At 50.3% G+C, this 600-nt stretch carries 1 protein-coding gene; it reads right to left on the reverse strand.

Annotated features, from left to right (window positions below; all coding sequences use genetic code 11):
* On the reverse strand, positions 1 to 600 hold a 600-nt coding region (locus R7Z49_RS26310), incomplete at both ends, for an iron-containing alcohol dehydrogenase (protein WP_318112606.1).

Genomic DNA, 600 nt, shown 5'->3' on the forward strand with positions numbered 1-600 from the left:
CCACACGCGTCTTTTAATGCGTTGTCTGCTAGTGTTGGGATGTCTTCTAGCTTCGCACCAAGCTCTTTAATACCAGCTGGAATACCAACGTCTTTTGCTAGCGCAACGATAGCGTCGATCGCTGCCGCAGCACCTTGCTCTGCTGACATACCTTCTACATCCACACCCATCGCTTTTGCGACATCACGTAGACGCTCTGGACATACTTGCGCGTTGTAGCGTTGTACGTGAGGAAGCAAGATTGCGTTACATACACCGTGTGGTAGGTCGTAGAAACCACCTAGCTGGTGCGCCATAGCGTGCACGTAACCTAGAGATGCGTTGTTAAACGCCATGCCAGCCATGAACTGTGCGTATGCCATTTGCTCACGAGCTTCTAGGTTTTCGCCGTTTTTCACTGCGGTGCGTAGGTGCGCTTGAATTAACTCGATCGCTTTGATTGCAACAGCGTCAGTAATTGGTGTTGCCGCGATAGATACGTACGCTTCAATCGCATGAGTTAGCGCGTCCATGCCTGTTGCCGCCGTCAAAGACGCTGGCTTAGCAAGCATTAATTCTGGATCGTTTACAGAGATAAGAGGCGTTGTGTGTTTATCAACG

It is taken from the genome of Vibrio sp. 1562 (genome assembly GCF_033340155.1).
In the GTDB taxonomy this organism is placed as follows: Bacteria; Pseudomonadota; Gammaproteobacteria; order Enterobacterales; family Vibrionaceae; genus Vibrio; species Vibrio alginolyticus.